This is a genomic window from Arthrobacter sp. efr-133-TYG-118, from assembly GCF_030209755.1.
Classification (GTDB): Bacteria; Actinomycetota; Actinomycetes; order Actinomycetales; family Micrococcaceae; genus Arthrobacter.
This window is the reverse complement of the sequence record NZ_JARVRH010000030.1, coordinates 22,418-46,927: the sequence shown is the minus strand read 5'-3', so window position 1 is coordinate 46,927 and position 24,510 is coordinate 22,418. Positions and strand designations below refer to the sequence as shown.

Annotated in this window: 19 protein-coding genes and 1 pseudogene; 8 read left to right on the top strand and 12 right to left on the bottom strand. The window is 60.4% G+C overall.

The window, feature by feature from the left end; all coding sequences use genetic code 11:
* Together QRN59_RS21135 and QRN59_RS21130 are read left to right on the top strand one after the other, a co-directional pair.
* Positions 1 to 1,191 (top strand): ADP-dependent glucokinase/phosphofructokinase, encoded by a 1,191-nt coding sequence (locus tag QRN59_RS21135; RefSeq protein WP_284984413.1) that lies wholly within the window; start codon positions 1 to 3, stop codon positions 1,189 to 1,191.
* Positions 1,188 to 2,177, top strand: coding sequence for a class I mannose-6-phosphate isomerase (locus QRN59_RS21130; RefSeq protein WP_284984412.1), 990 nt, complete (start codon positions 1,188 to 1,190; stop codon positions 2,175 to 2,177). Before QRN59_RS21135 ends, QRN59_RS21130 begins: the two co-directional genes overlap by 4 nt.
* Before the next feature lie 107 nt (positions 2,178 to 2,284).
* Here QRN59_RS21130 and QRN59_RS21125 read toward each other — a convergent pair whose 3' ends face one another.
* The 3 genes from QRN59_RS21125 to QRN59_RS21115 form a co-directional block, all read right to left on the bottom strand.
* On the bottom strand, positions 2,285 to 7,126 hold the full coding sequence (locus QRN59_RS21125; protein ID WP_284984441.1) for an NAD-glutamate dehydrogenase: 4,842 nt from the start codon (positions 7,124 to 7,126) through the stop codon (positions 2,285 to 2,287).
* A 147-nt stretch (positions 7,127 to 7,273) separates the two neighbouring features.
* Positions 7,274 to 7,483 carry a hypothetical protein gene (locus QRN59_RS21120; RefSeq protein WP_284984411.1) on the bottom strand — a complete coding sequence of 70 codons (210 nt, stop codon included), beginning with the start codon at positions 7,481 to 7,483 and terminating at the stop codon, positions 7,274 to 7,276.
* Positions 7,484 to 7,722: 239 nt separating this feature from the next.
* The gene (locus tag QRN59_RS21115; protein WP_284984410.1) at positions 7,723 to 8,193 is read right to left on the bottom strand and encodes a hypothetical protein; all 471 of its coding nucleotides are present in this window, start codon (positions 8,191 to 8,193) and stop codon (positions 7,723 to 7,725) included.
* Positions 8,194 to 9,330: 1,137 nt separating this feature from the next.
* On the opposite strand from QRN59_RS21115, the gene QRN59_RS21110 reads away from it, so the two are divergent.
* Positions 9,331 to 9,693 (top strand): hypothetical protein, encoded by a 363-nt coding sequence (locus tag QRN59_RS21110; protein ID WP_284984409.1) that lies wholly within the window; start codon positions 9,331 to 9,333, stop codon positions 9,691 to 9,693.
* Between the two features lie 12 nt (positions 9,694 to 9,705).
* Here the strand turns inward: QRN59_RS21110 and QRN59_RS21105 are convergent, their stop codons facing one another.
* Positions 9,706 to 10,113 (bottom strand): hypothetical protein, encoded by a 408-nt coding sequence (locus tag QRN59_RS21105; protein WP_284984408.1) that lies wholly within the window; start codon positions 10,111 to 10,113, stop codon positions 9,706 to 9,708.
* A gap of 318 nt (positions 10,114 to 10,431) precedes the next feature.
* Between QRN59_RS21105 and QRN59_RS21100 the strand changes: the two genes are divergently transcribed.
* Positions 10,432 to 12,276, top strand: a complete 1,845-nt coding sequence (locus QRN59_RS21100) for a zinc-ribbon domain-containing protein (protein ID WP_350225253.1) — start codon at positions 10,432 to 10,434, stop codon at positions 12,274 to 12,276.
* A gap of 393 nt (positions 12,277 to 12,669) precedes the next feature.
* Here the strand turns inward: QRN59_RS21100 and QRN59_RS21095 are convergent, their stop codons facing one another.
* From QRN59_RS21095 to QRN59_RS21080, 4 genes are all read right to left on the bottom strand, one after another.
* On the bottom strand, positions 12,670 to 13,464 hold the full coding sequence (locus QRN59_RS21095; protein WP_284984406.1) for an HNH endonuclease: 795 nt from the start codon (positions 13,462 to 13,464) through the stop codon (positions 12,670 to 12,672).
* Between the two features lie 46 nt (positions 13,465 to 13,510).
* Positions 13,511 to 14,989 carry an ATP-dependent nuclease gene (locus QRN59_RS21090; RefSeq protein ID WP_284984405.1) on the bottom strand — a complete coding sequence of 493 codons (1,479 nt, stop codon included), beginning with the start codon at positions 14,987 to 14,989 and terminating at the stop codon, positions 13,511 to 13,513.
* Positions 14,986 to 15,318 (bottom strand): hypothetical protein, encoded by a 333-nt coding sequence (locus tag QRN59_RS21085; protein ID WP_284984404.1) that lies wholly within the window; start codon positions 15,316 to 15,318, stop codon positions 14,986 to 14,988. Before QRN59_RS21085 ends, QRN59_RS21090 begins: the two co-directional genes overlap by 4 nt.
* 80 nt (positions 15,319 to 15,398) lie before the next feature.
* The gene (locus QRN59_RS21080; protein ID WP_284984403.1) at positions 15,399 to 15,983 is read right to left on the bottom strand and encodes a hypothetical protein; all 585 of its coding nucleotides are present in this window, start codon (positions 15,981 to 15,983) and stop codon (positions 15,399 to 15,401) included.
* 503 nt (positions 15,984 to 16,486) lie between these two features.
* Here QRN59_RS21080 and QRN59_RS21075 point away from each other — a divergent pair.
* Positions 16,487 to 16,597: pseudogene (locus QRN59_RS21075) on the top strand (esterase family protein); the annotation flags it as partial.
* 78 nt (positions 16,598 to 16,675) lie between these two features.
* Complete coding sequence (locus QRN59_RS21070) at positions 16,676 to 16,942, top strand: alpha/beta hydrolase (protein ID WP_284984402.1); 267 nt, start codon at positions 16,676 to 16,678, stop codon at positions 16,940 to 16,942.
* A gap of 41 nt (positions 16,943 to 16,983) precedes the next feature.
* Here QRN59_RS21070 and QRN59_RS21065 read toward each other — a convergent pair whose 3' ends face one another.
* Entirely contained in the window at positions 16,984 to 17,760 is a 777-nt protein-coding gene (locus QRN59_RS21065) for a DUF6994 family protein (protein WP_284984401.1), read from the bottom strand.
* A gap of 181 nt (positions 17,761 to 17,941) precedes the next feature.
* Complete coding sequence (locus tag QRN59_RS21060; protein ID WP_284984400.1) at positions 17,942 to 19,138, bottom strand: hypothetical protein; 1,197 nt, start codon at positions 19,136 to 19,138, stop codon at positions 17,942 to 17,944.
* A 435-nt stretch (positions 19,139 to 19,573) separates the two neighbouring features.
* Between QRN59_RS21060 and QRN59_RS21055 the strand changes: the two genes are divergently transcribed.
* Together QRN59_RS21055 and QRN59_RS21050 are read left to right on the top strand one after the other, a co-directional pair.
* Positions 19,574 to 20,254 carry a hypothetical protein gene (locus QRN59_RS21055; protein ID WP_284984399.1) on the top strand — a complete coding sequence of 227 codons (681 nt, stop codon included), beginning with the start codon at positions 19,574 to 19,576 and terminating at the stop codon, positions 20,252 to 20,254.
* Between the two features lie 484 nt (positions 20,255 to 20,738).
* Entirely contained in the window at positions 20,739 to 22,058 is a 1,320-nt protein-coding gene (locus QRN59_RS21050) for a hypothetical protein (RefSeq protein WP_284984398.1), read from the top strand.
* A 46-nt stretch (positions 22,059 to 22,104) separates the two neighbouring features.
* Here QRN59_RS21050 and QRN59_RS21045 read toward each other — a convergent pair whose 3' ends face one another.
* Entirely contained in the window at positions 22,105 to 23,019 is a 915-nt protein-coding gene (locus QRN59_RS21045) for an S-4TM family putative pore-forming effector (protein WP_284984397.1), read from the bottom strand.
* A 7-nt stretch (positions 23,020 to 23,026) separates the two neighbouring features.
* Positions 23,027 to 23,851: an SMODS domain-containing nucleotidyltransferase gene (locus tag QRN59_RS21040; protein WP_284984396.1), complete on the bottom strand. Its 825-nt coding sequence runs from the start codon at positions 23,849 to 23,851 to the stop codon at positions 23,027 to 23,029.
* Positions 23,852 to 24,510 lie beyond the last annotated feature (659 nt).

Here is a 24,510-nt window from a genome sequence, read left to right as displayed (position 1 = left end):
ATGACTCCTGCGATTGTGCTCGGGCTCGGCAGCAGCGTGGACTATGAAATCGTGTGGTCCTCCCAGCTGATCGAACACCTCGTGCAGCGCTACGGCATCACCGTCGCGGAGCTAACAGGTGCGACGGAGATCACAGACGAGCGCAGCCTCGTGGTCTCGGTGCTCGGACACTTTCGGCTGGGCGTCGGGGGAGAGCGGTATGTCGCTTCCCCCGACGTCCTGGAAGCATTCGCCGCCAAATGCGAGCGCAAAGTCACACTAGGTGGAACGGCAGTCAGGGCAGGCCTTGCCCTGTCCCAGCTGAACGTTCCGGTGACTCTGCACCTTGTCGGAATCAACGACCACTTCCGGGGACTGCTGCCCTCTACATGCGCATGGATCACGAGCGCCGATCACGACTCGACGGAACCTCACCTGATTGTGCAGTGGAACGAGGGCGCCAGGGTCCGCGTTGGCGAGACGGAGCTCATTGCACCTTTCCCGAACCGGCTGATATATGTGAATGACCAGCCCAACGCCGAAATGCTCCTGAGCCCTGACCTTCCTCAGGTTTTGTCGAAGTCCAGCATCTTCCTGATCTCGGGCCTGAACGCGATGCAAGACGCGCGCATCCTGCACCAACGGCTCAAGGAAATCCGCCGGGCAATGGACGCCCTGCCCGAGGAGGCGTTCGTCTACTACGAGGACGCCGGTTTCCACGTTCAGACCTTCAGCGCCCAAGTCCGCGAAGCCCTCCTGGACCGTATCGACGTCTATGGAATGAACGAAGACGAGATGCAAGCGCACCTCGGACGGGAGATCAATCTCCTGGACCCCGATTCCATTCGTCACGCCCTCGAAGACCTCGCCACCATCATTCCCGCCCGGACACTGGTGATCCACACAAAGTACTGGGTACTTGCGTGTGGATTCCAGCCCGAGCACTACGCGTCCGCATTGGAGGGCGGGGTGGCAATGGCCAGCACCCGCTACCGGTACGGAGACAACTTCACCCGCAGTCAGTACGCACAGTCAGCAGAATGGCCCGTAAACCAGGACGGGGCCGCTGTGTCGGCCGCTTTGTCCGGCCCCGGACTGCACGCCATTCCGACCAAGGCGCTGAGTGTGCCAATGCCCACCACCGTAGGGCTCGGGGACTCGTTCGTCGGTGGATTCCTCGGCGCCCTCACCAGAAATGGAGCCAAGGTTTGAATTTGATCGTTTTGCCGTCCAATCGGCCTCCCAACCGCTTCTATCGGGGCGGCCGCCGGATCACCGACTTCCGAGGCGAGCCACCGGCTCCCAGCCATGAACCGGAGGACTGGATCGCTTCCACGACGTCAGTGTTCGGTGAACCGGGCGTTGGCGTGACGGCACTGCCGAACGGCGTCCCCATGCCGACGGCGATTGGCCAGGACCCGGAGGCGTGGCTCGGCAAAGACCACGTCGCCGCCTTCGGGTCTGACACAAAGCTACTAGTCAAGCTTCTCGACGCCGGCCAGCGCCTGCCCGTCCACGCGCACCCAGACGGAGACTTCGCCTCGAAACACTTGGGACATGCGCACGGCAAAGCCGAGGCATGGTACATCCTCAACGGAGGCACGGTGTATCTCGGGCTTCGCCAGGATGTGTCCTCCCTTGAGCTGAGAGGCTTGCTCGAGCGCCAGGATTCCGAGGGACTGCTGGACCTCCTGAACCCTGTGGACGTCTCGCCCGGAGACGTCGTCTACGTTCCGTCAGGGGAGCTGCACGCAATCGGCGAGGGCGTGTTCCTGCTAGAGGTTCAGGAGCCGGAGGACCTGTCCATCCTCTTGGAATGGCGGGACTTCGAGCTGGACGGATTCCGCGACGGTCATCTTGGATTGGGCTTCGATCTGGCGCTGAGAGCCGTCTCGCACCGCGGGCTTGGCAAGAAGGAGCTTGAGGAACTCGCTCTCAGACCTTCGAAGTCGGGATCGGTGCTGCCTCCGGCGGCGGACGAATACTTCCGCGTCGAGAGGATATTTGTTGATGGGCCCCAAGTCATCGATCCAGGTTTCGCGGTCATCGTTGCCGTTCGGGGTGACGTCACAGCAACGGGGACTCCCGTGCCCGCAGGATCCACTGCGATAGCTCCCCATAGCATCGGCCCGCTACCGGTCACAGGCCAAGGTGAGCTCCTCGTGTGCCGGCCCCCGAGGCCAGAGCACCGATCGTAACGCTGGTTGCCGGAGTCGGCGGCTCCGCCGGCCAGGACCACGGCCGCCCCCGACCTGAGTCAGAACGCCGTACCCGTTCGGCGCTGCGTGTGCCGAGCACCGCAAGTTCAGTGGCGCACAAGGATCCTCAGCAGCTTGAGTGCGACGGAGATCGAATGGATGTCCACCGGGCCGGGCTCGGTGACTTCGGCGAAAATGTCCTTGATCCGTGCGAGCTGCTCCTGGTGCCCGCGTTCCCATTCCACGATCCGTTCCGTGGAACCGAGTCGCTCGGGACTGCTGCTGCGTGTTGTCCTCAGAACCGAGATCGTCATGTCGGCCACAGCCGTATACACATCGTCGCGCAGAGCCGCCCTGGCGAGTGTCTCCCATCGGTTCTGCACAGGAAGGTCGGTGATTCTCAGAAGCAACTTCAGGGCCCCGATGCGCTGGAATACGGTGGAATAGAGGTCGGCAATGCGCTCTATGGGCTCATGGATCTGCTCCGCAATGAGCGAGATGTCCAACAAAGTGAAGCTCAGGACTGCCTCAAATGCGCGTCCCGCAATGTCCGGCGGGATCCCGATGGCCTCCCAGTGTGTCAGAAGGTCTTGCCCGAGGTCTATGTCGTCGCCGCGCAAATAGACCGCGGTTCGGTTCCGCCGGAGGTCCATGGCCGGCATGATCCTGCCGAGGGCCTGTTCCACTGGCTGGTCCCGATGATCATGGGTCAGGTACCAGCGCGTCGCCCGGTCCAACATCCTCCGCACATACAGGGCGAGTTCCGCCGCATGCTCGGCCCGAACATTGGGCGGAAGCCCTGCCATCCAGTCCGTGATCCAGTGAATGTCAAAGGCCTCGCGCACCGCCACAAAGGCCCTCGCGAGGGCGGCGGCGCTTCCGGTGGTTTCCTCGATGGCCCGGAAGGCGAAGGTAATCCCGCCCAGATTGATGATGTCGTTGGCGAGCACGGTGCTGATGATCTGCCGGCGCAGGGGATGCGTTTGGAGCTCGGTTCCGAAGCGGTCCGTGATCTGGGGAGGGAAGTAGCTGGAAAGGACTCTCTCGAACCACGGATCCTCGGCGACGTCGCTGTTGTTCAGTTCCTTGGCGAGTGCGATCTTGGCGTAGGCGGCCAGCACGGACAGTTCAGGGGAAGTGAGCCCCTTGCCGGCCTGCAGCCGTGCACGGAGCTGGTCTGTGGTGGGCAATGCCTCGCGGTCCCGGTCCAGGTCGGTGGCTCTTTCGAGCCAGTCCATGGTCCGTTCGAAGCCCGGGCTCCAGTTGACGTCGAAGCCCGGGCTCCAGTTTTGTACCAGGGCGCGGTCGTTGACGAGCAGGACGTTCTGGTCACGGCTGTTCTTGAGCACCAGGCGTGCCACGTCGTCGCTGAGCGAATGCAGGAACCCGGCGCGTTCGCCGGCTGCCATCTTGCCTGCCGCGATCATGCGGTCGATGAAGATCTTGATGTTGACCTCGTGATCGGAGCAGTCCACGCCGGCGGAGTTGTCGACGGCGTCGGTGTTCAGCAGAACTCCGTTCAGCGCCGCCTCCACCCGTCCCCGTTGGGTCATCCCGAGGTTGCCACCTTCTACGACTGTCCTTGCGCGGAGTTCGATGCCGTTGATCCGGATCCCGTCGTTGGCTTTGTCGCCCACCTCCGTGTTGGTTTCGGCGGCGGCCTTGACGTAGGTTCCGATCCCGCCGTTGTAGACCAGATCAACCGGGGCCCGCAGGATCGCCTGGATCAGCTCAGGCGGGGTCGTCGCCGTCGCGGTCGGGGGCAACCCCAAGGCCGAACGCGCCTGCGGGCTGATGGCGATCGATTTGGCGGTGCGCGGGTGCACTCCGCCGCCGGGGCTGATCAACCCCGGGTTGTAGTCGGCCCAGGACGAACGGGGCAGCTTGAAGAGGCGGCGGCGTTCCTCAAAGGAGGATGCCGGGTCGGGGGCGGGGTCAAGGAAAATGTGCCGGTGGTCGAAGGCGGCCACGAGCCGGATGTGGTCCGAGAGGAGCATGCCGTTGCCGAACACGTCCCCGCTCATGTCGCCGATCCCGACGACGGTGAAGTCGTCGCGCTGGGAGTCGATCCCGAGTTCGCTGAGGTGCTGTTTCGCGGAGGCCCAAGCGCCCCGGGCGGTGATGCCCATCTGCTTGTGGTCGTAGCCCACCGACCCGCCCGAGGCGAACGCGTCGCCGAGCCAGAAGCCGTACTCCTTGGCGACCTCGTTGGCGATGTCAGAGAACGCCGCGGTGCCTTTGTCCGCAGCCACCACGAGGTAGTAGTCGTCATCATCGTGCCGAACCACGTTCCGGGGCGGGACGACGCGCCCCACCTGGCCCCGTGCACCGGCGTCAGGGGAGACGACGACGTCGGGCGGGACCAGGTTGTCCGTGACATCGAGGAGCCCGCGGAGGAAGTCCTTGTAGCTCTCGATGCCTTCCGCGAGCCACGCGGCGCGGTCCGCTATGGGATCAGGCAAGTGCTTCGCGTAGAAGCCGCCCTTCGCGCCCGTCGGGACGATCACGGAATTCTTCACGATCTGGACCTTGGCGAGCCCGAGGACTTCGGTACGGAAATCCTCCCGCCGGTCCGACCATCTCAGGCCTCCGCGTGCCACCGGCCCGAAGCGAAGGTGCACTCCTTCGACCCGGGGCGAATAGACCCAGATCTCGAATTTCGGACGTGGGTACGGGGCGCCCGGAAGGCGGGACGGCTGGAGCTTGAAGCTCAGGTACGGCCGGTCGCGGTAGAAGTTGGTCCTCGTCGTCGCCTCAATGAGGCTTAGGAAGGTCCGCAGCAGCCGGTCAGCGTCCAGGGACGCGACGGCGTCGATCGCCCCGGCCACCGACGCGCGTGCGGCCCTGGTATCCCGGAGCCGCCGTGTGATGCCAAGCCCTGGGTGGAAGCGGGCTCGGAAGAGGCTCAGCAGCGCGTCGGTCGCCGTCGCGTTGGCCAGGAGCGAGTCCGCGATGAAGTCGTACGAGTTGGTGGTTCCCAGTTGCTGCAGGTACTTGGCATAGGCCCGGAGGATCGCGACCTGCCGCCACTCCGTGCCTTCCTGCAGGACGAGTGCGTCGAAGCGGTCTGATTCGGTGTCCCCGCGCATGGCCGCTCCGAACGCATCCGCGAGCAGGGAGCTGGTTCGGGATGGATCGACGCCTGCCGGGTAGGTCACGCCCAGGTCGTAGAGAAACAGCGGCAGGGTCTTGCCGCGCAGGACCTCGAAGGGGCGTTGGCTGAGTACCTGGAGGCCCAGGTTGTGGAGGAACGGCAGGAACTGGGTGAGGCTTCGGGCACCGGTGAGGTAGAGGCGGATCCGGGTGTCCTCGACTTCGGCGTGCATGGCATCGGTACGGGCGCGGACGGCCAGTACGGGGTCGTTCAGGGGCCGGCCGCCGGTGCCATCCAGATCGTATTGTTCAAACCTCTCGATGTCTTCAATGGCATCTTCGACCTCGAAATCTGCCCGGTAGCTGGCAGGGAATGCATCGTTCCAGAGCGCGGATAGCCTGGTGGCCTGTTCGGAGGGCATGCGCTCGCGCAGGGCTTCGTCGAGTCCCTCGGCCCATGTCCGGGTGGCATTGATCAGTGTCCGCTCCAGTGCATCCGGGCCGATGGACTCTGGTTTTGCGCCGGCGGGCAGAAGGACGCGGAAGAAGATGCGCGCCATGTACGATTCGGTGAGGCGGATTTCGGACTCAAGGGGTGAGCCCTCCAAGGCATCTTTGAGCGCCTGTTCGATCCTGAGCCGCACGGCGGTGTTGTAGCGGCGCCGCGGAAGGAACATCAGGGCGGTCATGAAAGGTGCGTAGTTGTCGAAGCGTACGAGCAGCCTTGTCTCATGGCTTTCGTGGAGCCGCAGGATGTCGGCCGCCAGCCGGGTCAGTTCGTCTTCCTCGATGTCGAACAGTTCCTCGAGAGGGAGCGAATCCAGCGCGGCGAGCAGTTTCTTCTCTTGGCTTGACCCAGAGGCGAAACCGAGCCTGTCACGCACGCTGGCAGCCTTGTCCCGGACCACCGGAATGCGGCGTACCGACTCATCCGCCGTTCCTTGCGCGAAAACTCCCACAAACCTGCGTTCCCCATCGACGACTCCGGACGTACTGAGCGTCGGGAGACGGATTTCGTCCAGGTAGCAGGGTTCAGGCAGCGAGGATCGACGGCCGGACGTGTACAGCGCGAGAACCTGCGATCCCCTCAACGCGGACTCGTCGGAGTCGAGCGGGGGATTCTGCCTGCGCAAAAGGCCCAAAGCAGTACCTGGACGGAGTCGAAGAGCCGGCCCATCCTCCTCTGCAGTCAACCCATATTCGCAGTATCCCAGAAAAGTGAAGTTCCCCCGGTCCAGCCACAGCAGGAGCTCCCTGAGTTGTCCGGTTGAAGGTACGCAGCCGAGCGGGAAGGCAGTCAAGGAGTCGAGGGCGGCGGCTACTTGTTCCTTCAGGGCAGGGGAGTCCTCGGTGACTGCACGGACATCGGCAAGAACCCCTTGGATATTCGCGATAGCGTCCGCGGCGCTCGAGGATCTCGGGAGCCGGCCAATTTCAACCGCAACCCAGGTCTCCTTGGCGCCGGAATCGGGCAGCTCGGGGCCAAGTCCCGCGCGCTCCGGTGCATGGCGGAGCTCGAGCAGCTCATGGGTTGCAGGATCCCGAAGAACCTGGAACGAGGGATGGACGAGCAGGCGGACGGTCGCTCCTTCGCGGGTGAGCTCCGCGGTCACAGCGTGAACCACCTGCAGTGCGCCTTCAGCCACCACGAACACCACACTGGCATGTGGTTCGTTGAGGACATCCACCCTTGACGTCCCCGGAGGCAGCGCCGAGGCGAGCGCAAGATGGTGCCGTGCACGACTCTCCAAAGTTTCACCCGCGTAGGCGAGGAGCTCCTCAGGATCGACATGCTGGTAATAGTCAGCGAGGAAACGATCGTCCGCCTGGGCCGGACCAGTTGATCCGGAGTGCATCACTGGCACTGATTTACCGGGCATGCCTAACGCCTCCAACGCGCGGGACCGCCTCCATTTACGCCTCAGGAAATGGGATCCTCACGCTTGATTTCATGATGTCCTTCTCTCCTCGCGGAGTCCATAGCGGCGAAACGACCGCATGTTTCAGCCCATGAGGTTCTGAAGAGGAGGGACCGTGATCAGGAGAATCGTGGGCGAGGCCGGCGTGGAGCGCCCTGGTTGCGCGGAGAACCCGCCCAGTGGCCAAGGAGCATCAGCCTGTTCCACATTTTGTCCACCCGCATACCAGTCCTGCTCCGCTTCGCGGACAATCTTCCACTCTCCGTCGCGTGCGTCGGCCTTTCGATGTGCCACCGATGCAGGGGATGGCCTCCGTCGGACGGTCGGCCGTCGGTGCGGGATCGCAGCATTGACTGCCCGGGGGCGCTGCCCCATTCGTGCCATGGAACTACGACCCCGCGCGGCACCTTAACATGCAAGTCCGCGCCTTCTGTTGCACCAACCAATGAGCTGTTGTGCCCGCCGGAGACTGGCGGACTCCGACGCGGAAAGCGCCCCCGGCCATCCCCGGGGGCGCCCGCGCTTGTTCGGGGTTACGGCGCCACCAGCTGGCAGACGTCGGTTACCCTGCCGTTGCCGGAAAACAACGTATTCTCCGACCCGTCAGGATTGAGGGTCCAGCTGACGGTGCCGACCGTGAGGAACAGCCCCGCAGGATGTCCGTTGGCCTCAGGAACCAGAATGACGTTCCGTCCCGTCGCGGTGACGTACTGGCTGCCGTCGGGCAGGATCTGAACGTGGGTCGCCCCGGTGATGACATAGGCCACCGACTTCAGCGTGGGACCCGTGACCGTGAGCCTTAGGTCAGGACCGGTGAAGGTTAGCCGATCACCCGGCAATTCGATGGTTCCGCCCTTGCCAGTGGCGTGAAGCGTGGCATTGAAGCCCGGACAGGGGTAGGTGAACGTTAAGTCGACCGTCGTGGGCGTGGCGGCGGCAACAGCCGGACCGGCGCCTGCGGCGAGTCCTGCTGCGATGGCGATGGGTGCGAGCCAGCGTTTCATGAAAGATCCTCCTTGCTCGTTTGTTGTGCGCGGTTCAACATGGGTTTCGGGATCCACAGACTGACTGCCTGCAAGTTGCGCGGCGTACCAGCGTTGCCGCTGCAGTTCGTGCTCGTGCAGGCGGGCTTGATGCTCTGCAATCTGGTCCTCTGTTGTTCGATCCGAGCCAGAAGCAAAGCCGAAAGTGTCCGTGGCCGCGTTGCGTTGCAAGAGCGTGATGTTGTGGGTTGGGTCTAGCCAGTTCATCAGTGCTGCGACACAGGCCTCCGTGTGTTGACACTGTCAACACTTTTGCCTTCGGACTGGCCCGTACATCGGTCGGACTGCCTCGTACTCGGCATGTTTTCTGGACTTCCCACTGTTTTCAAGGCCCGGAATGCGGTTCGAGTCCCACCTCGGGCACGTGTTTTCCCTGCTCAGAGGCCTATTAGGTCCCTGAGTGTGTACAAATCATACTTATGTGTGTGCACAGGATTATGGAGTTTTGGTGGTGGCCGTTGCCGTGGCCGGCGTCCTCCTTTGTTTTCGGTGGTCCTCTGTTTGGGTGATGATCACTCCTTCATGGGCGGTCCTGGTCCGGGCGACATGACATGAACCGAACAGATTCCGGGTTTGTTTTCTTGGAGTCGTATCGTGCGCATTGGCTTTCTGTTTCCTCGGGGTGGGTTGGCGTTTTTGTGGCTTGCTGTACCTTCATGGCGATTCGGATCTTTGACGACATGACCTGAGCGAAATCGGTCCTGGTTCTCTTCTTGCCGGTCGTATGTTTGTGCATCTAGTCCTTCTTCCTCTGCCGCTGTACAGCGCGGCTTGTGCTCCTTCACTTGTTCATGGTCCGTTCAGCAGGTGGCAACAGGACCGCGGCTGAGTGGGCGCGTGTCGCTTTTTCGTGATCCGCGTTCTGTCCATTGGGTTCTCCGTTTTCTGTGTCTGACGGCCGCGCTTTCGTAGCCTGCTATTCGTTCATCGCGCGTGCGATGGTAGGCAACATGACTTTCAGAAGCAATGCCAGGCTTTTTCCGGGGTGCGGGCCGGATCGTTTGCACTGAGCCTCCTCTTTTCCCTTGTGTGCCACCGTTTGTGGCCTGCTACACGTTCATGGCTGCTCCGTGAGATGGCCGCATGATCGTTTTGGCCATGAGTGCATCTGCCCTGGTAATGACCGGGTCGGTGGGGTCGGGTGCCGTCGCGCTGAGCCTTAGGACAGCGGGCCAGCCATCTCTTCAGCACCGCGATCTCCTCCTCCTTTTGGGAGAGTTTGCGGTGGATGATTGCCGCCTGCTCCGTATACGCCGGCGCGGGCATTCCACGTCCGGCGTCACCCTCTGCCCCTTCGATCGCTTTGTAGCAGAGGACGAGGGCTTCTTCGAGGCGTCCTTCACGTTTCAGCTGCTTGATCGGCTCAATGAGCTCGAGGTAATGGACGCCGTCGACCATGCACCGCTTGAACTGCTGCGCCCTTTCGCCACCGCCTTGCAGGGCTTCGCGGACCATCGCTGATTTCTCGGTGTGCTAGCTGTTGATCCGCTCCCGGGACGTTAGCGCCGGCGGATTCTCCCGTGCGTGTGCCCATTCCGGGTCGCCATCGCCGAGCCAGACGTAGGCCTTGGCCAGCAGCTTCTGATCGCCCAGGATGTGCAGTTGGTAGCGGACCCGCTCGCTGGTACCGGCCGGCAGGGTTAAGTCTTTCGCGGCATAGGACGGAAGGCAGCCGACCTTCTGGCCCTCCACCAAGACGGCCAGGGCCTGAGGATCGACGGGGTTCGCGGTGTCCCGCTGCAGCTGGGCCTGGCCTTCGTAGTAGCCACGTTCTCCAAGTCCCTTGCGGTCGACCAGGGCGGCAACGGCGTCCTTGGCGAAGGTGGTTGTGCCAGCCACTTCCACGCACGGGCTGAACTGCAAAGTAATTCCCAGCGTCATTTTTGGGGGGTTTGGAACTCCCTGCTCAGGAGCCGTTTGCCGAGCATTTTGTTTTCCGATTGCCTTACGAAGCCACGAACCTAGCCCCACTTGTTTCCCTCCCAGGTCGTGCCTAGCTCGAACCGCTGCGGCATGACTTTATCAGGATGCTGGCGCACCAGTGAGCCGTGGCTGGCTGTCGGCTACCTCGGCTGTTCGGTTTCTCAACGGCCGGCTACTTATCTGCTTACCTTGGCCTAGAACCTTCGGACGCCAGCCCTTCCCGACAATTCGTCGGCGCTCTGGAACAATGGCAGTTCAGATCTAAGTGGGGGACTCATGGCAGCACGCGAACAGCTCTGCTCAACTGAAGGCTGCGGCAGGCCGGCAGCCTTCAGGACGACGTCAAAGCCAACATGGTGTGTTGACTGTCTGGACGACATCCTCGCCGGGCTGGGCTTGGAGCCCGCTGTTCCATTCCCGGGGAGAAACGAATACTGGCGCACGCGGTGCCTGACCTGCGGCGCGGAATGCGATTATCGCCTCGAGTACCTCCTTGAGCTAAGTAGCAGGCGCGAACCTTCCTGCCGTCGCTGCTTCTGGGCGGCCCGGGCAACACAGATCGCCTACCCAGGAGGCCCGGTCAGCAGAGAGCGGCTGATCGAGCTATTGGAGGCCAACGGCTTTGAGGCCGTGGAAGAAATAACGCCCCTAGCTAGTCCCGAGTATACGCTCATCACTCGTTGCAAGCGGTGCGGGCGACAAGAAGCAATGCGGCCGGGGGACATCGGCTGGGGCTGCAGTTGCCGGCGCAACGGAAAGTCGGCCAGTACCCCCAGTCCGAGCAAGGGGAAACACAAGGACCTCCTGTGCGAATCCGAGAATGAGGCCCTGCGATGGTGGGACCATGACGCCAACGACGAGATAGACTTCAACACCCTGACAGTGCGAGCCAGACGTGTCTGCCACTGGGTGTGCCCCGAATGCGGACACAAATTCCCCGCCGCAGTTTACGAGATGACGAGCTTTCCGGACTGCCCGCAATGCCGGCAGCGAAGGCATGAGGAGTACGAACGCTACGAGAAGACCCCTGTAAGCGACTTGCCTGAGCTGTTGGCCGCCTGGGACGACGAAGACGAAGCAACGACCGTGATGGTGGCCTCCGGGGACCTCCGAAGGTTCGCCTGCCCCGAGGGACATCACCCCCGGGTGACCCCGCTGACCTACCTCAGGTCGGGCTGTCCGTCATGTCGCCGCAACGCCACCAGACAGAAGGGCGGGCAGACCCTGCGGCAGATGCTGCCCGAAATCGCCAGCCAGTGGCACCCCACGAAGAACGGCCCCAGATGGACCCCCGATAATGTAGGTCCCGATTCCAAGAGAAAAGTCTGGTGGAGAGCTGATTGCTGCGAGTACGAGTGGGAAGACCCCGTCAGGGATCGTGACAAGTACCTTCGCCTGCGCTGCCCGCGCTGTGAAACGATCCTCGGCTCGTTGGCCTGGGTGGATCCAGGCTTGGCCGCTGAGTGGAGCCCGGAGAACCCCTTGAGCGCATGGCACTTCCGCCCTACCGCGTCGACATCATTCACGCCGAAGTGGGTGTGCTCGGTGAACCCCGAACACCTCTGGGAAGCTCCCCTCTCATCCCGGTACGCCGGTGCCGAGTGTCCGGAATGCCGGGAAACCGGAAAATCCAAGGTCGAGCTTGAGCATCTCGCCGAGTGCAAGAAGGTTTTCACCAGAGTGCGGTCCGGCGCGTCCCTGAGGGACCCTGCCTTCGCGACTCGAAAAACCTGGACAGTGGACATCCTCGCCAAGTACGGCGATCGGAAAATCGCGATCGAGTATGACGGCTTCTACTGGCACTCGCCATTGGGGAAGGCAGAGGTGGACCGCCGCAAGTCCGTGGACCTGCTGGCTGCCGGCTACACGGTCGTGCGTCTTCGAGAAGATGAGCTGGCCAGTCTAGGCATAGACGACGAGAACTACCTTGAGATCCGTGTGTACTCCAGAGCGCCACGCCCGGCCCACACCGTCATACAGGTCCTCGCATGGCTTGAAGGAGCCGAAGACCAGGAAGCTAATGAAGAGTCCACCGCACGCAGGAAACCGTCAGCTCGTGCCTATGCGGCCGAAGGAGAGGGGTTCACGACTCGAAACCTGCCCGTTCACCAATGCGAATGAACGAGGCGACATTCCTGGCCCGGTGCCGCTCAACGCCAGATCTGGCCGCACCAGCAGCGGCCATCCTCGTGCTCTTGGATGACCAAGACGCGTTCCTCACGGAGCAAGACGATGTCTTCGTAGCTGAGCATGCGTCCAGTGCAGCATCAGGGGCCGGCTGCCAGAAGGGGCGACCTGGTGTATGTGGAAAACCGACGTGCAGTGGGCGAACTAGGCGGCTGTCTCGATGAACTCGACCGTTCCGGACATGGTTCAGTGTTGGCGAGGACAACTGGCCGTGGCATCGCCCTATCAGTCACCTCGATAAGGAGCCACGTGCGTGCTACCCGGACGGAGTTCGCGCCTCGATCAAGGGGAAGCCAAACTCATGTTTTCTTCATCAAGTCGAGTTCTTCACGCAAGTTTCAGGTAGCTTGAGAGATACCAGTTGCTCTCGCGCATGGCTATGTGCGTTGCTCCTTCCCAGGAATTCACGCGGCCGCCTGACTGTTGTAACGCAGTTATCCGAAGGTGTTCGCGGGCTCGCTGCCGTGTCATGGGTTGGCCATATTCGGTCTTCAGGAGCGTTTCGAAATTGTCCAGAGATTGAGCGGCCCACGTGCCGAACCTTTTCCAGAGCTTGAAAACCGTCATGTGCTGGTTCAGTCGGGCCTCAAGCTCTGGGAATGGCTGGGAGAGGCCCACCTTAAAATCAACGACTGGTGTCCCGACCGGACCGCTGACGACAGTGGCGGTCAACCATGGAAGGTCGAAGGCAGTGTCGAAGTAGGGGTGGAGCACTGCAGGCTTGCCAGGGCCGGGCTTGTACGCACGCTTTTCGAAATTGCAGTCGCTGCAGACGGGCACCAAGTTCGCCGGATGCACGGTCGTCCCAGCAAACTGGGTCTTCGGTAGGTAATGATCTAGTTCTGATGCGTAGCCCTCGCCGCAGTAGGGGCAGAGTGCATTCTTTGCCGCGTTTCTGATGCCATTGCGGATCGCCGCCGTGCCTTGGTTGCGACTAAATTGCTTGTCGTAAAGCTCGACCATTGCCGAGTCAAGGAGCCCTGCGATGTCGAATTTGCTGCTCTCTGCGAGTTCAAACTGACCGTTCGTAGCGAGGACTTCGAAGGCATCGCACTTTGTCTGGACTGTCGGTGAAGCCGCAGTATAGGCCGCGCGAAGCGTCTTCTTTTTGATTGTTTTCACTGCGGCTGAGTAGGCGTCCGCTGCGTTGATTGACGGAGGATTCAAGCTATACAAGGTCTTCGTCCTGGTGGTATTCAAGAGCGCTCAAAACGAAGCGTCCCTCACTGCCCAGATGTCCTCCAAGGGCGTCCATAACCCGAACTGCTGAGCTATTGTTCTGGTCGAGTAGCGTGCGGAGTACATGGTTGTATCCGGTCCGGTTGGCATCAAGATGAAAGACTTCAGAAGTGAGGCGGGAGACTGACTCACCGAACGTCTCTGTGCTAAGCCGGGAGGCACGAAGATCATCCCCGCTCCGCTGTAGCATCCAGACGCACGAGCGCGGCACTTCCTGCAGCACGACTGGTGAATGCGTGGCAATGATTGCGACTCCATTGCGGTCAATCACGAGATCGGAGACCGCTCTGGTCAATGCCGACAAGAGTGGCGGATGGAGGTGCGTCTCGGGCTCGTCGATAAGTATGAGTGAACGCTCCTCAACAAGCTCGACAAGCCGCGTCACCGTCAAAAGGACGATCTTGTGCCCTGAACTCATCGAGGCGAACACTGCTTTAGCATCCTCAGAGCTGATGAGATGGTCGAGGTCTGCATCCGCAAGGATCCCATCCGCAGCTGCGAGCGTCTTAACGGCCGCAAGCCAGCGATCGCGTCGCGGGCCTTTGGAACAGACGACGAGACTTTTGGCGAACTGGGCGTCGAGCGGGTCCCCAGCCCCGCTCGACAAGCCAACTTGATGAACATCCACATCGTCACCGAGTGGCTCCAGATTGTCGCGGTCAAACGCAGAGAAGGCTACGTGCACGACGTTCGCAAACGGCACATCTTGCCCGCCGGCAGAAAAGTCAGACCCCAACTCGTCCTGGAACGTTCCGTCGGCCCCGATTGAACCGCTGGCCGCTTTAAGGAAATCGCGAAGCAAGCGTGACTTGCCCACGCCATTAGTGCCGATGAGAACATGAACATTCGTCGGTGGCATGACGCCGAGATGAACTCCGAACTCGAGCCAGAGAGGTGGAGCGGTCGAGACAGACGAGCGCGAATAACTGAATCGATACGGTGTCAGTGGTGCTCGACCCTCAATGATTCGGTTGAATTGGACGGCCACAGTTTGTTTCGGAACCGAACGGAGAACTGAGGTTTCGAAAGCGGGCTCGTCCTGCACATCGTCGAAGATGGCACGGTTTTCAGCGACGTCACGTAGCGCGCGAAGCGCTGGGCGGCCGATGTCATTTGGGAGGTTCGCGAGCGCTACGTAGTATTCGCGGTCCTGTCCGAGTGAGTAGAACTCGGGGCTGAGCTGTTTGAACGCGCGCGGCAACTTTGTGTGAGGGTCGCCCTCGCTCATTCCTCGAGCCGCGATCTTGACGGCACCGATCTCAATTGTCGAATCTCCCGTGCCGTAATGGAGCGTGTAACTGGTCTTGTAATGGAGGTCGTCCCACATGTCGACGACCAGAGTGAATGTACCGGCTGTCTTGACTGGCCATGCGTCTTTGCTCACAACGACGAAGCGAGGGGTGATCATGCGTCAATAATTGCAGAACACCCCGCCGCTTTCTGGGTTGCTTCTCGTAAATGTTGCACCGAAGCGCCGTAGACGGCGGCAGACTCCGAGGGTAATCTTCCAGGAAGCTGGTTGTCGCTGGATACTAAGGTCCGTGCCAATGCAGACCGCAGGAGCGGGGTCGCGACTTCAAACCAACCCGCGTCGCCAGCGCTGTGGAACGTGGCGAAGTTCCCAGCCGGTTCCGGCTCAAGCCAGATCTGGCCGCACCAGCAGCTGGCGTCGTTGTGTTCCTGGATGACGAGGACTCGTTCCTCTCCGAGCAGGATGATGTCTTCGTAGCTAAGCATTGTGCCAGTCCAGCACAGCGGCAGGAAACCGGTAGGGGAGCCGCGGCGTAGATGGGCCGGCCGGCGTCCGCGGCACCATCCTAGGGAGTGGCTGGGGGCGCGATTGCAAGGTCGATGGCGGACTCGACGGCATCGCGGCCGTCGTCCGTCGATTCGACAAGAAGAGACTGGATGGCTTGGATCAATGCGACAAGTCTGGGCGTTCGGATCGTCGAAAGACGCTTCACTGAAACGGCGAGCGATTCCGTGACGAGGACGTCCACTTGGTCTCCAAGCGACCCCGCGTTGGACCCGTCGGAAGCTACGTAGCTCCTGCCGACTGCGATCTCGCCCAGGAGTACTAACAGTGGTACGCGTACGCCGTCCGGGATATCGCCGGCCGCGACAGCTGCGATGAAGGGCACGGCATGGGCCGTTGCTTGATAAACCGTGCCCTGGTGACAGATGTTCGAATAAAGTCCGTCACCGATTGCCCTGGAAGGATCAGTTCGAAGGGCGGCCAGAGACCGCTTCACGTCGCCTGCGATGGCGAGTGACAGGTCGCCATCAACGCCAAAGGAAACGACGCCCCGTCCGTAGCAGTGCTCCAGCCGGCTCCAGTCGACACGGTCAAGTTCGTCCAAGGCATCGAAACCGGTCCCATGAGGCTGATATGGAATATCCACAAGACAGAGAGTAGCCGGGATTGAATTGCGGAGAGGGCCCCTTAGCGGGGGATGACATCAACCGGCGGTGGAGCATATCCAAGGTCGTCTGGGGGTGCCGTAGTCTTCCAGCGTGATCATTGAAGTGCCATACCTCCCGCTGCCGTGTAGCCAATCCAATATCCGCTACCTCCAGGTCCGGACTCCAAGTGGCAGCCAGGCGTACCTGCCGGCCAAACACTGGAGTTTGAATGGAATGCGAGCGCAATCTATCCCGGGACCTCACGAGAATTCTGGGTGCACGTGCCGGTTCAGTACGATCCCGCAGTACCCGCAGCATTGATGGTCTCTCAAGACGGAAGCCTGTATCTGGATCCGGAAGGGGAATTCCGCGCCGGCATCGTTCTGGATAACCTCATCCACCAAGGCCACATCCCCGTCACAATAGGGGTCTTCGTCGACCCTGGAGTTTCGTTGGTGCTGAGAATCCGAAGGACCGAAACACCGAATACGACGCGTTCGATGACCGCTATGCCACGTTCCTCCTGACCGAAATCATCCCGGAGGTCACCGAACGGTACGCAATTTCGGAAGACCCGGCCGACTGGGGAATCTGCGGCGGTAGCAGCGGCGGCAACTGCGCCTTCACAGCCGCATGGCTGCGCCCCGACAAGTTCCGCCGCGTCATAGGATTCCCGTCCAGCTTCGCGCAAATGCCCGGCGGCAACCCCTACCCCGAGCTACTCCCCACTACACCGGTGAAACCGGTGCGGATCTTCATGCAGGCCGGCCACCGTGACCTGAACTGGAACAAGCCCCAACACAACTGGCTTGCCAACAATCTTGGGGTGGCAGCCGCCCTCGCGGAAGCAGGGTACGACTTCCGATTCGTCCAGGGCGACGGAAACCACAGCCCCAACCACGGGGGCGTCCTCCTTCCCGACGCACTCCGATGGATCTACCGCGCCGACCGAAGCTAACGAGGGCAGCGATAGAGCTCTAGTTCTGAGCCGCGTGCGGCTTACTGCCCGAGCTCCTGCTCGCGTTGTTCGATTGCGCTGCAGACGCTCGTAAGGAACGCTTCCACCTCCGCCATAGTCTGCGGAAGCGGATTAGTCCCAGGCGACAGGTGCCCCGGCCAGAACGGTGCGACTTCGCCGTCAGCGCCGATGTAGGATTCGAGCCGGTTCTGCTCGACGTATTCAGCGAAGCCACCGGGCATCGCTGCAATGTTGAATTGCTGCGCAACCAGGTTGTCACCGAAGAACGAGCTGAGCTCTCCGTTCTTGATTCCTGAGAGGGTGCGATCCCAGTAGTCCTTGATAGTGCCCGACATGCCTCGATGCTGATTCAGGCTCACGTTCCTGCTTGTTTTTGCATCCTTGTAGACGGGTACCAGCATGAAGTTTCCGCGCGTGTGAGTAAGCACAGCAAAGCGAGCGAACAGAACATTTACCTGAGCATGTGCGCCTTCGTCGTAGAGCTTGATAAGGTGCTCAACTTCCGCATCGCCGGTGCCGGTGAATCGGTACTCGTTCAGCTTGAGCGCGGCCTTGTACGTGATGAAGAAGGAGTTGAGCGTTTCAGCCGATGCCAGATGGCCGGCATTTCGAACCTGGGCGAGCTCGTCGGCCAACGCGAGCTTGTCGCAGTCCTGGTTCTTGGCCTTGGCGACCTGGCGATAGCGTAGAAAGTTTCGCACGGGGTGCTCTTCCTGGTACGCATCGTGCAAGATCTCTCGTTTGTAGTCGTAAGCCATGGGTGTTTTCCAATCGTTGGTGGCCTTGAGCAGGTTCATGGAACTGGAGTATGTCGAAGGCAATGTGACCTGCATGTGGTTCCCGGCTTCGACTTTGTAGGAATGACGGACCTGCGAGCGTACACATCGGTGCTTCGCCGCCGATGATCTTTGGAACAGTGACCCGAACCCTAGGACCTGAACCTGCGGCTCTGCGTCAACGAATGACTTCATTCCGCGGCTAATTTCTTGGTAGCTCACCTCGTCGCAGGAAGGCACGTCCGACGGTCAGATTGGCGTGAACGTTAGCCGGGTGTGTGGAGGCCATTTCGTCGTTCCGACGGCGCACGATTGAGAAGAAGTTTCCCTGGGCCTTACCCTCAACGACAGCACCATGAACGAGGAAGGGTTTGTTTTCCTCGCTTTGCGGAGGCACTTCTATTAGAACCAGATCGCTCTCCTCGTGGGCTATTACTTCGACCCGAAGGTTTTCTATCGGCGGGATCACCTTGGTATCCAGGACCTGTACATACTTCCGGCGGACCCCTGGCTGACGGGGCAAGGGCGTGATCCTGGTGATCACGTCGCCGTTGCCTCGGTTTTTCGTGGCCAGTCCCAGAACGACGACTCCGCCCGCGGGTGTGTTTGCAAACTGTGCCACCCATTGGGCCAAGCGGATCTTTCCGATTTCGGAATCAAAGTCAGCGTGCTGGCTTTTCGCCTCAAGCCAGTCACCCTCAGGTTGACCGAGCAAAGCTTTGACGTGTCCGCCTCGTATCAGTTCGGCGACCGTCCTGTGTGTCACGCCGCCGGCCGAAGCCTCGACCAAGGCTTTGACCTCCAGGGCGTCATAGTAGAGATCGGACAACATGCGAGAACGTGGGTTGAATCCGATCTTCACTGAAAGCTGCCAGAAATCGTCGGAGTAGTTGTACGCGTCGACGTCCACGAGTGATAGGCGCTTCCTACTGAGAAGTGGCGCGGTCAGCACTGCTACGTCGAGGCCAGGGGGAGGAGCGTTTAGTGCTGTTATGTGCGGTTGACTGCCCTCGTCGTCACAGCTTGGGATCGATAGATAACAGTCGATCACCAGCAGAATTTCCCCTTCCTCAAGCGAGAATTTCACGTCGGAGGTAGGAAGGTCCGGAAGATCTCGGAGGTCAAACTCTGACGATATCTCTCCCGTGTGGATGACCATATCGGAGAGTGGGTAATCTAGGCCCTGATGTTTCTGAAGTCTCCGATACATCTGTCGCAGGTGTGTAGCGCTGATGTCTTTGAGGTCGCTTTCCACGATGTCGAGCGCGTCGTTCCTATCTCTGCGCTCGACGCCATTCAGCAACCAGCAGTAGCCGTCTTCATCGACTTGGATGTTTCCAAAAGTGAACCGCATGTCCTTAAGCACTGACTGCCACGCCTCTCCTGATCGGTTGGCCATTCTTGACAGCACCTGGTTGGGGTCTGCTGCCCTCTGTGGACCGCCATCTGATGATGCCGATCCTTTCAGGGAGCAACTGTCCCAGAATTCCTACTTCTACGAATTCTGTCATGGTGTGGCTAGCTAAAAGGGACGTCTTCAGTCGCAATACCCACGCTACGGCTGAGCACGATCGCAGTTTCATATTTGCCGCATACAAGTAAGAGAAACGCGAAGCGTTCGCATCTCTGCCGCTTCAGGTTCACCGAAAAAGGTACCTCAAGCTCAATGCGAGGTGGGCGTCCGATTCACGGTGGAACTGAGAGCCATGCGCGACGATCCGACGGCTTCCGCCGTGCTCCCTATTACGGGCGATAAGAAGGCTCGGCACCGTTGAGCGTGCGTAACAGTAGCTCGCCAATACTTCCGTGGTTGAGCCTCGCTATAGTTCAAAGAATGAGCAATCCAACCGGAGCCAAGGCCAGCCGTGGGGAAGAAATCGCGTTCCTCATCATGGAGAATGTCCTTGGCGTTGACATCCATCTCGCGGACGCAGGCGCAGGCAACCAGAAACCTGATGGCGCTTGGGCCAGTACGGGCGCGAAGGCACAGCGCGGCATCGTTGAGATCACTTCGCCTCCGGCCCATAAGCTTTTGAAGAAGTGGGCACAAGCCAAGAGAGATGGCGAACCACAGTCAGAAAGCGGCTCCGGTCCACTGCGCTTGAACGAGCTCGATCAGCTCTGCACAGAATTGCTGGCGGAAGACTGGGCGCTGGAAAACATCGAGAAGCTCCAAGCTGAACCAGCGGATGAGCGGCACCTCTTCCTCTTTGGCCGGAGCCACAAGGTCCAACACTACTTCTACCGGCTCTCGGATGAATTCGACAACGGCCAGGCCGAGCCCGTTGGTGACCTGGTTCTCCCCGAAGGACTCACCTCGGTTTGGTTCCGGGGAAGGGCAGTGCGCCGCCCTGAGTGGGGCTGGCGAGTCTGGGCGGCAAGGTTTGAAACGGGATCAGGATGGCACCGCCACGCAGTCGATATAGACGAACGGCACTTGCCGTCGCCTAACCCAGGCATGGTCGATGACAAGGTCCCGTCAGAGCTCCGAACCCCGAAGGATAGATCCCACTAGACCAACGGTGCGGATTCTTTCCGATCTTCAGTTCGTGCCTACGCAGCCCGAAAGTTCACGACTCGAATCCTTGCCCGGTCACCAACGCGATTAAACGTGACGACGTTCTTTGCCAGATGCCGCTTAACGCCAGACCTGGCCGCACCGGCAATGGCCATCCTTGTTTTCCTGGATGACCACGACGCGTTCCTCGCCTAGCAAGATGATGTCTTCGTAGCTGAGCATTGGTCCAGCGGAGCACCATAGGTGGCCAGGTGGGGGCCTGGCGTATGTGGAAAACCGACGGGACTGCCGACGTGGGAACCCCGCCGGCCACATCGGCGGATCGGCTCGATTGGAACTTTCGTCCGCTGACCCGGCTATTGCTCGGCCCAGCTGATTCGATCGTCGTAACATGTCGAACAGGCAGAACATCGCGCACTATGAGCAGGCCGTTGCAGTCCCACGATTGGGTTCCTGAAGCCCCCGATAGAAAGCGATACCGTTGGTACTTTCCAAGGACAAGACAGTTATCGTCCACCTGAACGAGGATGATTGGCGGGAACTTGCCTGGATTGCCAATGGGTTTGGGAAAAATGTCTTCACCATCAACCTACGCGACCCCGATTTCACGACACCTGTTCAACGAATTGCCGTCATCGCAGTCAGGGGAGATGTTGTCGCGCTTAGCTTAGGACGCAGCCTAGGACGGTCAGGTGACCTCGATACGCGGGTCAAGTTTTCCCACGTCCACGTCCTACAGCCTGCTGCCCTGGAAGCCGTTATCGAGAAGATGAAGCTCAATTCATACAGCTCCATGGTCGATACCATTGAAACGGGGGGACTCCTCCCTCAGGCGACTGGTCGGAAATTCTTCGACGCTCTGTCCGAATTGAGCCCAGAGTCCTCAAGGATAGTGGAAAAACTTCGAGCCCTTCAGCTTCAGCACACCAGCGAGATGACCGACCACCACCGGTTGCTGGAGGAGCAACGTGACGCTGTTGCAGTAAGTCTTGAAGTGGCCGGCATCGACAGTAGAAGCGCTCTCCAGAACTGGGAAGTTCCTCCGGCTAATGCACCGTTCTTGGCCGGTCTTAACCCCGGCGGAACGTCAGAGGCATCGCTCATCCGTCACGATGCTACTCAATTTGAAAACTGGCTCCGAATTGAGGGGCAGATCTACGACGTAGTTGAATTTGTCGACCCCCATGACCCTAGCCGCAAGGTGACGATCGCCTACGCAGACAAGGAGCCATTGGAGCGCGTCACGGGCACTGACCTCATCTACTTTCGACACCAAAACCCCGGCTACGTTCTCGTGCAGTACAAGCGCATGATGCAACGGTCCGGGGAGGGGTCGCCATTGCAGTGGCTGTACAGGCCGGATGGCCAACTCACAGAAGAGATCAGGCGAATGCGCCAGATTTCGGTTAGTGGCACCAGCCAAGGGGTGGGCCAATGGAGGCTGTCCCAGGAACCGTTCTACATCAAGTTGTGTGAGGATCTTATGGACCGGCCGGGGGGTAGGAAGCTGACTAAGGGCATGTATTTTCCCCTGGGCTTGTTCGAGGAAATCCTAGAATCACCAAAGATTCTTGGGCCCAAAGGCGGCAAAGGAATCGGTTGGCATAACGCTCAGCGCTGGCTAAGCAATACCGGGTTCATCGAACTAAGGCGAGAAGGTTGGATTGGATCTGTTGGGGACGTCACTAGCCAGATCACGGCTCTTGTGCAACGGGCACTTGAGGGCGATCGAGGTGTAATCCTCGCGCGGGACGATTCCCAATTCACGGAACGTAGGCGCATTGGGACCCGGAGAGCTTAAGCAGCTGAGTGCTGCGGCTATGCTGGCCGGATCTTCCCTTGGAGGGTCAGTTGTCAGCTTGGCGACTAAGTTGCGTCGCGGTTCGATTCATAGCGCTCTCGTTTTTTCGGCGGGTGAGCTGGTACAGCCAATTCGGCACCTGAGGGGTCGTGCGCCGAAGGTCGAAGAGGCGTTCCTGCCAGACGAGTAGGTCCTGTGGCTCGATGGACTGATCGCGCCGCATGAGCCGTTTGGTGATGGTGGAAGCCAAGTCCGCCCTGTCGCGTGCCGCTTTCCGGGTGTTCAGGACGTATTCGGCAACGTCGAGGAACGCCGGCAGTACAGGGAAAAGGGCCCCCAAGAGGAAATTACTCAAGGTGATGCCGCTAAGGCTCGCCCAAGTGACGAGGGCGATGAGCCAAAAACACGCGGCGAAGGCCCATACAGTAACCGTCGTACGGATGAGTCTGTCAGTGTAAGAAGCGTTGCTGCGCTGGGCAATGGCAACGGTCGTGACGCCTGAGCTTGCAATGTCGACGGTGTACCAGTCGATTACCTTCTCCGCCTCCGCTACCTCTCTCAAGGGCCTTTTGTCGTCGGCAAGAAGGGCGATGTCCTCGAGCGATGGTCGTTCCGAACGGTCGATTGTTTCCGGCATCCCGAACAGGTACTGGTCGAGTTCCTCTTGGACGCATGCAGCTTTGACCATGGTGCGGGCTTCGAGCCAGGAAAGAATGGTGCGGCCAGCGAAGAGCCACACGCCACTGATCGCGCCGATCGCTACGGCAGCAGGTGGAGCGAGCAGCGATATGAACGGCCCTCCAACGCCAATGACAAGGAGGCCGAGCCACCGCAGTCCCTGCCACCGCTTAGCGTGGTTGTAAAGCCGGCGTTGCGCGACAAGCAGCCTTAGGGCATGGTCATCATTCTGTCTTCTACGTATCGTTTCGCTTGACGGTGGCTGGTAGTCCTGGCTTTTCATGGCGGGCTCAGAAGTTGAAGAGCAGTTTCAGTTGCTCGATGGCTTTCTCGTGGTTGCCTTCCTGCTCGAAGTCCCGCGCCTTGCGAGCTCGAGACACGGCGGTTACCAACTTCGACAGGGCATCTACCTTCTTGGTTTCGGAGGATGTGGCGGTGAAGCGGGAACCCAGGCCTGTGGGGTCATTCATGGCAGCAAGATCGGCATCGAGAATTTTTTTCAACGCTAGATGCAGATCGATCACCGGCGCATATGTTGACTCGCCCGCGAGGTGCTTCGCAGCTCGCATCTCGAGGTAGCAGGAGGAGACCGGAACCGTTCGCCGGTATTTCCAGATCTTCATCTGGCGCGCCAACTTCTTAGCGGCACCGTCGTGTTTCTTGTTGACGTCATTGACGTACTCGTTGTGATTCGTGGGGAAAGTCTTCATCCACCCGCCCGTCGGGTCGGGAATCCAGTAACCGCTGTCGGAGTAGAAGCCCGGGACCACCTCGACGTCACCGTCGCTGAAACGGCAGACCACGGCTGGCTGACGGACAACGATCGTCGTGCCCGGATACCGCGCCTGCAAGGCGGCCTTCACGTTGTTTAAGGTGGTCCACTGTGACTCGGGTCGTGTCCCCTTGAGCGACACCAGGTAGTCGGCGTCGCTAAAAGTCCAGATGCCGGTGCCGTGACGAAGCGAACCGATCTCGAACATGCCAAAGATCCCCAAGGCAGCATCCAGTTTCGCTTCTATTGCTTCCCGATGCTTGCGAGCTCCGCTGAACTGGGTTGCAGAAGGTGCCCAATTAGCCGTCGTCGTGTTCAGCCAAGCGGTGGCAGTTTGGGGCATGACGCTCTCTTCCTTGTTGCGCGGGGGCGACGGTCACTGTCAAAGCTTACGTGCAATCACTGTCTCCGGCCCGGCGGCAGCGTAAATCCCGTACCGGTTGTCGCGGAACGCGACTGAGCCCCGGACAGCTGGGAATCAGCAAAGATGGGAGTTTCTGCCTAAGGAGACCCACCTCCTAAGTTAACTTTCACTGGTGCAAACTGAGGCGGGTGCGCCTAGGCAACACGCCTCGATTTTGCATAGGCAAAGGGCTCTTTGAGTTGGTGTTTCCCCCACCCACTACCGCGTTAAAGAGTTGGGACTCCTCTGCTGCGAGCTAAGACTATGGCCAGCACGTTGGGCTGGGGGATTGGTCATTGTTCCGAGCTCTTCCACGTTGTTCTCTCACTAAACTCCACTGACGCGGCGTTCCTGGGGGTGCGAGATGAACAGCATCCTGGGTGCTGCTGGGAGCGGGTGCTGTCATAGGGCGTCGTCGCGCCAAGCTTCATGCGGCTATGTGCTTGATGAGGAGCGTCTCGAGCACCTGCGCGGCCCGTCGGAAGGTCTTGCCCCATGATTACGGTGCGATAGACGGCGGGGGAGACCTTCTTGCCCTGCTCGTCGAGGTCCACCGAAGCCTAGCCTCTTCTCCGCGCTCGGTCGCTTCCTCGGCCTCG

Excerpts from the sequence above, each read along its gene's own strand:
- QRN59_RS21115 (WP_284984410.1), bottom strand. The coding sequence starts at position 8,193 with ATGAAACGCTGGCTCGCACCCATCGCCATCGCAGCAGGACTCGCCGCA.
- QRN59_RS21045 (WP_284984397.1), bottom strand. The coding sequence starts at position 23,019 with ATGAAAAGCCAGGACTACCAGCCACCGTCAAGCGAAACGATACGTAGA.
- QRN59_RS21070 (WP_284984402.1), top strand. The coding sequence starts at position 16,676 with ATGCCCGGCGGCAACCCCTACCCCGAGCTACTCCCCACTACACCGGTG.
- QRN59_RS21060 (WP_284984400.1), bottom strand. The coding sequence starts at position 19,138 with ATGGCCAACCGATCAGGAGAGGCGTGGCAGTCAGTGCTTAAGGACATG.
- QRN59_RS21085 (WP_284984404.1), bottom strand. The coding sequence starts at position 15,318 with ATGCTTAGCTACGAAGACATCATCCTGCTCGGAGAGGAACGAGTCCTC.
- QRN59_RS21040 (WP_284984396.1), bottom strand. The coding sequence starts at position 23,851 with ATGCCCCAAACTGCCACCGCTTGGCTGAACACGACGACGGCTAATTGG.
- QRN59_RS21090 (WP_284984405.1), bottom strand. The coding sequence starts at position 14,989 with ATGATCACCCCTCGCTTCGTCGTTGTGAGCAAAGACGCATGGCCAGTC.
- QRN59_RS21135 (WP_284984413.1), top strand. The coding sequence starts at position 1 with ATGACTCCTGCGATTGTGCTCGGGCTCGGCAGCAGCGTGGACTATGAA.
- QRN59_RS21100 (WP_350225253.1), top strand. The coding sequence starts at position 10,432 with ATGGCAGCACGCGAACAGCTCTGCTCAACTGAAGGCTGCGGCAGGCCG.
- QRN59_RS21105 (WP_284984408.1), bottom strand. The coding sequence starts at position 10,113 with ATGACGCTGGGAATTACTTTGCAGTTCAGCCCGTGCGTGGAAGTGGCT.
- QRN59_RS21065 (WP_284984401.1), bottom strand. The coding sequence starts at position 17,760 with ATGAACCTGCTCAAGGCCACCAACGATTGGAAAACACCCATGGCTTAC.
- QRN59_RS21055 (WP_284984399.1), top strand. The coding sequence starts at position 19,574 with ATGAGCAATCCAACCGGAGCCAAGGCCAGCCGTGGGGAAGAAATCGCG.
- QRN59_RS21110 (WP_284984409.1), top strand. The coding sequence starts at position 9,331 with ATGAGTGCATCTGCCCTGGTAATGACCGGGTCGGTGGGGTCGGGTGCC.
- QRN59_RS21125 (WP_284984441.1), bottom strand. The coding sequence starts at position 7,126 with ATGCACTCCGGATCAACTGGTCCGGCCCAGGCGGACGATCGTTTCCTC.